The sequence below is a fragment of the Acinetobacter sp. RF15B genome, assembly GCF_007558235.1.
GTDB lineage: Bacteria > Pseudomonadota > Gammaproteobacteria > Pseudomonadales > Moraxellaceae > Acinetobacter > Acinetobacter lwoffii_C.
This window is the reverse complement of sequence record NZ_VLSR01000037.1, coordinates 1-5,260: the sequence shown is the minus strand read 5'-3', so window position 1 is coordinate 5,260 and position 5,260 is coordinate 1. Positions and strand designations below refer to the sequence as shown.

Sequence of the window (5,260 nt, the reverse complement as noted above, 5' to 3'; positions counted from 1 at the left end):
TGCAAGCATGACTAAACGCTGTTCTGTTAGTTCTAAATTATAACTGGCGTTTATTAATGCATTATCTTTCACAACTAAACCATTCTTCATATTAAATACACGTTATTATTAATGTGTATTTACACACTATATATTTTATGTGTGTAAATCAAGAGAATTTGTGTGCTTATACAAGAGAATTTGTGTGCTTATACAAGAGAATTTGTGTGCTTATACAAGAGAATTTGTGTGCTTATATACGCTAAAACCCTCTTATATCAATGCTTTCAGCTCATCTAAAAGCATTTAAAAGCTTTAAAAATAATTAAAAGCCTTTCGAGAGGGGAGTGCAAACTGCCCTAGGTACTCGCTAAAGCTCGTACTCTATTGAAGCTCGTTCCTCGCTTCGTGGGGCAGTTTTTAGTTAATCCTGTTTGTGAAATCTAAAAGCAAAAGCATTGGTAATGTATTCGCTTCGCTCATACTTTTTGAAAAGCAAAAGCTCCAAAGTTCGCACCCATTCGGGATGCTCTGTACCTACCGTTTAAAATCGAAAGGGAGCTTGTAATCAGAGAAAAGGCGAGGGCGAAATTTTGATGATGCTCAATCGCTCGTAGACACTCGCTCGGTTCTTATTATCTAGGTTTTAATTATTTACTGGAGCTAATCAAAGTTGTGAAACATTGCTTAAATAATAGGCGTGGAACGTGAAAAATCATAAAAAAAGCCCGAACAGGGATGTTCGGGCTATCAACTAGAAACTACAGCATTGATTTCTATAGATAATTATAACGCATTTCGTATAAGGTGTATTATGTTAATTTTAGGAAAGCTACAAGATAGATTAGAGTCGATTTTTTCTCTTTTTAAATAACAGATCAAAAAGAAATTAAACGTAAATAGGTAACCAATGAAGTATGATCTAAATCATGGATGTGAGTCACTAGGAGATAAGGAATGTCTACTCCTCTATGGATATTAATTTATTTAAGTCTTAGCTTGGTTTGTAAGTGGATTATTTCATGGGGTGGAGCAGATTATATAAAAGGATGGAAAAGTATCTTTTTTTTAGATATGGAAGCAAACTGGAGTGAAGAACAAGTACGAATGATGGCTTTATTCTTTTGGATTAGTTTTTCTATTTTATTTGTTATAGGTTTAATTTATCCAGAATTTAGATTTTATAGACTTAAAAATGACGTATACGAAATTCAACTAAAATAAAAAATAGCGATGGATTTCAGCAGACGCTTACATAGATATTAATGCTATATCAATTTTTTTGGAGGTCTTTGGCTTCCATTTAACATAATGGCTGTTATACGAAATTCAGTTGTCAGAAACCATTTATTACATCAAAAGTAATGAAAAAGTAAAGAATATGACTTATATTATCTTTACTTTAATGGTTTTTGAGTGAGGGAATCATGTCCGCAGTCAATTTCAATATGCGCTTAGAAGCAGAGTTAAAAGAACAAGTTACCCCTATTTTGGAAGACTATGGTTTGACTATGCCTCAAGCATTCAAACTGTTCTTGAATCAAATCGTTAAAACTAAAGCGATTCCTTTGTCTTTTGACTATGCACGAGAACCTGCTTTAACTCCTAAAGCAGCAGCCAAGTTACTTCAATCTTTAAAAGAGATTGAAAATGGCGAGTACACCGAGTACGAAACGGTAGAAGAAGCGATTAAAGCTATGTCGGAAGAAGCACATGGCTAAACGTAAGATTATCGTAACCAGTTCTTTTAAACGTGATATTAAAAGACGTTATTTAGAACTGGTTACGGCTGAATGGGCAGAAGTATTAGATTGTTTAGTCGCAAATAATCCTTTGCCTGAAAAGTATTTAGATCATCCCTTGAAAGGTGGTGCAGAGTTTAAAAATTGTCGTGATTGTCATGTGAAGCCTGATTTAGTCTTGATCTATAGGCTTGTTGGTGACGATATTTTAGAACTGCATCAGTTGGATAGCCATTCCGAAATTTTTGGATGACTATCGCTCGATGCTTTGAAAGATGGCTTTAGCCATGTTTCAAAGTCGGGCAACTTTGCGACTGCTGTCATTGATTCGGTGATGGCAAGAGCCGAGCAAAGTACTGTCTAATCATTATTTTGGGTCAATCACACAATAATCCTTATTCGCTCCGTGACAGTCATTTTTCATGATGCGAACGCAAGACTTCCCATTGCAATTTTTAATATCTAGGCTGTATTTTTGTTCTAGCCATGCAACGTCTGCTCTACGCTGTTTGATTTCGTCCATGCTCGGCACATATAAAAATAATGCTAAAAAGAAAACGATCAGCAAGCTAACAAAAGCACTGGCGTAGATTGCCATGAATCGCCAGTCAAGTTGATTGGTTGCATTGTTTAATTCTCGAATACTGTTGTTGAGTGCGTCTATTTGCTTCTGATTGGCGTTTTTTAGGTGTTTTTCGGTCTTATTGAGTACTCCGCTAGCCACTTCCTTGTAAAACGCTTCTAATCGCTTGTTATCGTCTGCTATGGCTTCTCGATACTCTTTCATAGATGCCAGTAAAATATAGAGCTGGTCATCTAGGTCGTTTTGGTTGCTCATCGGTACATTCCGCCCTGATCTAAGTCTTGTGATGCTTTACGGTTGGCTCGCTCGGCTTGCTGTTGCTCTAGTTTTTGCTGTCGTTGTATTTCGGCTTGGCGTTCTTGTTCTAGGCGTTTAGCTTCTTGGTTTTTCTGCCATTGCTCGAAGCCTTGCTCGGCACGGTTTAAACCGTGCTGTAAAACGCTGTCTGTGCGCTGTTGCTGTTGTTTGAGGTGTTGGGCGTTGTGTTGCTTCACATGGTCGTTATAACGGCTGATTTCGGTGTCTATGCCTTGTCTACGGAGTTGAGTGACCGAAGTCCCCTCATGAATGGTGGCTTGTAGTCCATTGTTCTGATCGGCATAGCTGCGGTGGTCTATTTTTTCTCGGTAGCCTGCTCGCTCCAGTGCGTGATTGGCTAAGTCCGCCCATGTTTCCCGAATCTGTTTGATGTCGTCTTGGGTTGTTCCCATATTTAGGCTTTTGCGTTTGGCATTACTTAACTCAATATCGGTTTTTGTCGTCAAAGTGAGTTTATTGTCAGGGTCTAATTCAGCTTTTCGGGTGGTCAGCATGATATGGGCGTGATGGTTTTTATCATTTCCGCCTTTGCTGGGTTCGTGAATGGCTAAATCTGCAATCACGCCATAACGATCAACAAGCGATTGGGCAAACTCTTTTGCCAAGTCCTTGCGCTGATCTGCATCCAGTTCATCAGGCAGGGCAATCACCCATTCTCTAGCGGTTCGAGCATCTTTGCGGTTTTCAGACTGTTCCGCCAAGTTCCACAATTCGCTACGGTCTATTTCTATATCAAGGTTAGACACAATTTCGCTATGGGCGACACCGTCCTTTCTCGTAAAGTCGTGGGTTAGTCCTGTTCGTTCATCTTTGAGTTTTTCCCCTGAACGGTAGGCAGACGATGCAACCGCAGTTCGTCCCGAACTTCGATTCACTGTTTTTGTTGAGCAATGATAAATCGCCATTTTTTCTTTCGCCTTTTTAAATTGCGTAGCAATTTTTTGGGGTTAAGGGGATTCCCCTTACGCAACGATGACTTGAATGAAATTCAAGTCGTAAGTGCGCATTTCATGAAAAACACGATAGCATATTACCCGCTTGAATTTCAATTCACAGGGTCTTATGCTTGAGTGGTTTTCTATATTCCGAAATTAACCGTTATGACTAAATCTGCTGAAAATATCGAAAAGAAAATTGAAGCCCAGTTAGAGAAGCTGAAACAGTTAAAAGCACAGAAACAAGCTATCGAAGCAAGAGAACGTACCAAGCAAAAGGAACAGCAACGAAAAGATGATACTCGGCGTAAAATTCTGCTCGGTTCTTATTTGATTAAAAAAATGCAGAATGAAGCCAATAAAGAAAAAATATTGGCTGAACTCAACGAATATTTAACAGAAAATAGAGATCGACAGCTTTTTGATTTGCCCGATATTGAAGCCTAATTTTTCTTAGCTGTTTGGTTGTTTTGTTCGGCTTGATACTCTGGAATGAGCGTATTTAAAACCTTTTGAATATTGTCCTTGTCTTCTATCTGCAAATTATCTCGATAGTAAATTAAGTCCTGTATTTTGCTTTCCATCTGCATTTTTTCGGTGGGTTCGGCATCTTTGGATAGTCGGGATAATAGGAAGATATAACCGCATATATTTTCCCTCGCAATTTCATAATTTACGATGTCGAGGTATTCAACGGTCACATGCTTTAGATCGGTTGATAGGTTATTTAATTTAATCATGGCTGAAATCCTGATTTTTCTAAAATTGGATAAAGCTCTCTGAATTTTTCAGGTTCTAAAAGCATATCAGCGATACGAATAGCAAATTGCTGGTAGCTTTCTGTGCCTTGTGAATATTTACTCATTTCAGGCATTTCAGACATTTTATTGGCAAATAAATGGCGTTGCGCATCGGTCATTTTTATAAAAAAGTCAGGGGTGTTTGGATCTCGTTTAGTTTCAATTTTAGGTTGTACTTTTTGCTTAAACTTGAATGAAAACCCTGTAATTGTACGCCCTTTCTTGTGTTGCTCATAAGTGGCTTTTATGTCTGTATGTTCATTGATTTGAGTAATGGCAGTTTCTAATACACGGCTTTTAAAATGGTGCATACGTTGATATTCATCATCTTCAACACCTAAATTTTTACGTAATTGTTGTAGTTCAAAAACAGGTGTTTTACCAACTTCACGCCAAGCGATTAATAACTCATAAAGTCTAGTGGCATACTTACTGGTCAGGTGTGCAACTTGTTTGGCTTCATATTTTGTAAAGTGTTCTTCTAATCTAGTGATTAAAGGCACTACATCAGGTGCGAAAGTAATTTCTAGTAATGCCAAATCATCTACATAAAAAATACGACTCACCCAGCGAGAGCGAACGATACCTACCTTTCCTGTTTTTTTATATTCGGCTGTATAGCTAAACTGCCTGTTAAATAGATTATTTACAGCATCTTTCAGGGCTTTGTAGGATGCATCAGGTGATACATTAAATAGCTTTGCATAGTCACTAGCATGTATTTCTAGTTTGCTATCTGCCGTAATACCCTGCCCTAATTCTCTTGCATTAATGATTGCAAGCATGACTAAACGCTGTTCTGTTAGTTCTAAATTATAACTGGCGTTTATTAATGCATTATCTTTCACAACTAAACCATTCTTCATATTAAATACACGTTATTATTAATGTGTATTTACACAC

The 5,260-nt window shown here is 37.8% G+C and carries 9 protein-coding genes; 4 read left to right on the top strand and 5 right to left on the bottom strand.

All coding sequences use genetic code 11. The features are described 5' to 3' along the window. Window positions 1–90 (bottom strand): RepB family plasmid replication initiator protein (locus tag E2K74_RS15155; RefSeq protein WP_151208218.1); only part of this gene is annotated, 90 nt, incomplete at its 3' end. A gap of 846 nt (window positions 91–936) precedes the next feature. Between E2K74_RS15155 and E2K74_RS14200 the strand changes: the two genes are divergently transcribed. From E2K74_RS14200 to E2K74_RS14190, 3 genes are all read left to right on the top strand, one after another. Continuing rightward, window positions 937–1,203: a hypothetical protein gene (locus E2K74_RS14200; RefSeq protein ID WP_151205510.1), complete on the top strand. Its 267-nt coding sequence runs from the start codon at window positions 937–939 to the stop codon at window positions 1,201–1,203. Window positions 1,204–1,406: 203 nt separating this feature from the next. Continuing rightward, on the top strand, window positions 1,407–1,700 hold the full coding sequence (locus E2K74_RS14195) for a type II toxin-antitoxin system RelB/DinJ family antitoxin (protein ID WP_004870963.1): 294 nt from the start codon (window positions 1,407–1,409) through the stop codon (window positions 1,698–1,700). Continuing rightward, on the top strand, window positions 1,693–1,974 hold the full coding sequence (locus E2K74_RS14190) for a type II toxin-antitoxin system YafQ family toxin (RefSeq protein WP_001129137.1): 282 nt from the start codon (window positions 1,693–1,695) through the stop codon (window positions 1,972–1,974). Before E2K74_RS14195 ends, E2K74_RS14190 begins: the two co-directional genes overlap by 8 nt. Before the next feature lie 114 nt (window positions 1,975–2,088). Here the strand turns inward: E2K74_RS14190 and E2K74_RS14185 are convergent, their stop codons facing one another. Further along, on the bottom strand, window positions 2,089–2,559 hold the full coding sequence (locus E2K74_RS14185; RefSeq protein WP_004870960.1) for a hypothetical protein: 471 nt from the start codon (window positions 2,557–2,559) through the stop codon (window positions 2,089–2,091). Then, window positions 2,556–3,527 carry a MobQ family relaxase gene (mobQ, locus tag E2K74_RS14180; protein WP_004897098.1) on the bottom strand — a complete coding sequence of 324 codons (972 nt, stop codon included), beginning with the start codon at window positions 3,525–3,527 and terminating at the stop codon, window positions 2,556–2,558. The genes E2K74_RS14185 and mobQ overlap by 4 nt, the downstream gene beginning before the upstream one ends. A gap of 195 nt (window positions 3,528–3,722) precedes the next feature. Between mobQ and E2K74_RS14175 the strand changes: the two genes are divergently transcribed. Continuing rightward, a complete protein-coding gene (locus tag E2K74_RS14175; RefSeq protein WP_005254311.1) occupies window positions 3,723–4,004 on the top strand; it encodes a hypothetical protein in 282 nt (93 codons plus the stop codon). On the opposite strand, the gene E2K74_RS14170 is transcribed toward E2K74_RS14175, so the two are convergent. Together E2K74_RS14170 and repM are read right to left on the bottom strand one after the other, a co-directional pair. Beyond that, entirely contained in the window at window positions 4,001–4,297 is a 297-nt protein-coding gene (locus E2K74_RS14170) for a hypothetical protein (RefSeq protein ID WP_032072979.1), read from the bottom strand. The two genes, E2K74_RS14175 and E2K74_RS14170, sit on opposite strands and share 4 nt — an antisense overlap. Beyond that, entirely contained in the window at window positions 4,294–5,223 is a 930-nt protein-coding gene (gene repM / locus E2K74_RS14165; protein WP_032072978.1) for a replication initiation protein RepM, read from the bottom strand. The genes E2K74_RS14170 and repM overlap by 4 nt, the downstream gene beginning before the upstream one ends. Window positions 5,224–5,260 lie beyond the last annotated feature (37 nt).

What these genes read in the sequence shown, in the direction of transcription:
- E2K74_RS14200 (WP_151205510.1), top strand. Translation starts at nt 937, where the DNA reads ATGTCTACTCCTCTATGGATATTAATTTATTTAAGTCTTAGCTTGGTT.
- E2K74_RS14195 (WP_004870963.1), top strand. Translation starts at nt 1,407, where the DNA reads ATGTCCGCAGTCAATTTCAATATGCGCTTAGAAGCAGAGTTAAAAGAA.
- E2K74_RS14190 (WP_001129137.1), top strand. Translation starts at nt 1,693, where the DNA reads ATGGCTAAACGTAAGATTATCGTAACCAGTTCTTTTAAACGTGATATT.
- E2K74_RS14185 (WP_004870960.1), bottom strand. Translation starts at nt 2,559, where the DNA reads ATGAGCAACCAAAACGACCTAGATGACCAGCTCTATATTTTACTGGCA.
- mobQ (WP_004897098.1), bottom strand. Translation starts at nt 3,527, where the DNA reads ATGGCGATTTATCATTGCTCAACAAAAACAGTGAATCGAAGTTCGGGA.
- E2K74_RS14175 (WP_005254311.1), top strand. Translation starts at nt 3,723, where the DNA reads ATGACTAAATCTGCTGAAAATATCGAAAAGAAAATTGAAGCCCAGTTA.
- E2K74_RS14170 (WP_032072979.1), bottom strand. Translation starts at nt 4,297, where the DNA reads ATGATTAAATTAAATAACCTATCAACCGATCTAAAGCATGTGACCGTT.
- repM (WP_032072978.1), bottom strand. Translation starts at nt 5,223, where the DNA reads ATGAAGAATGGTTTAGTTGTGAAAGATAATGCATTAATAAACGCCAGT.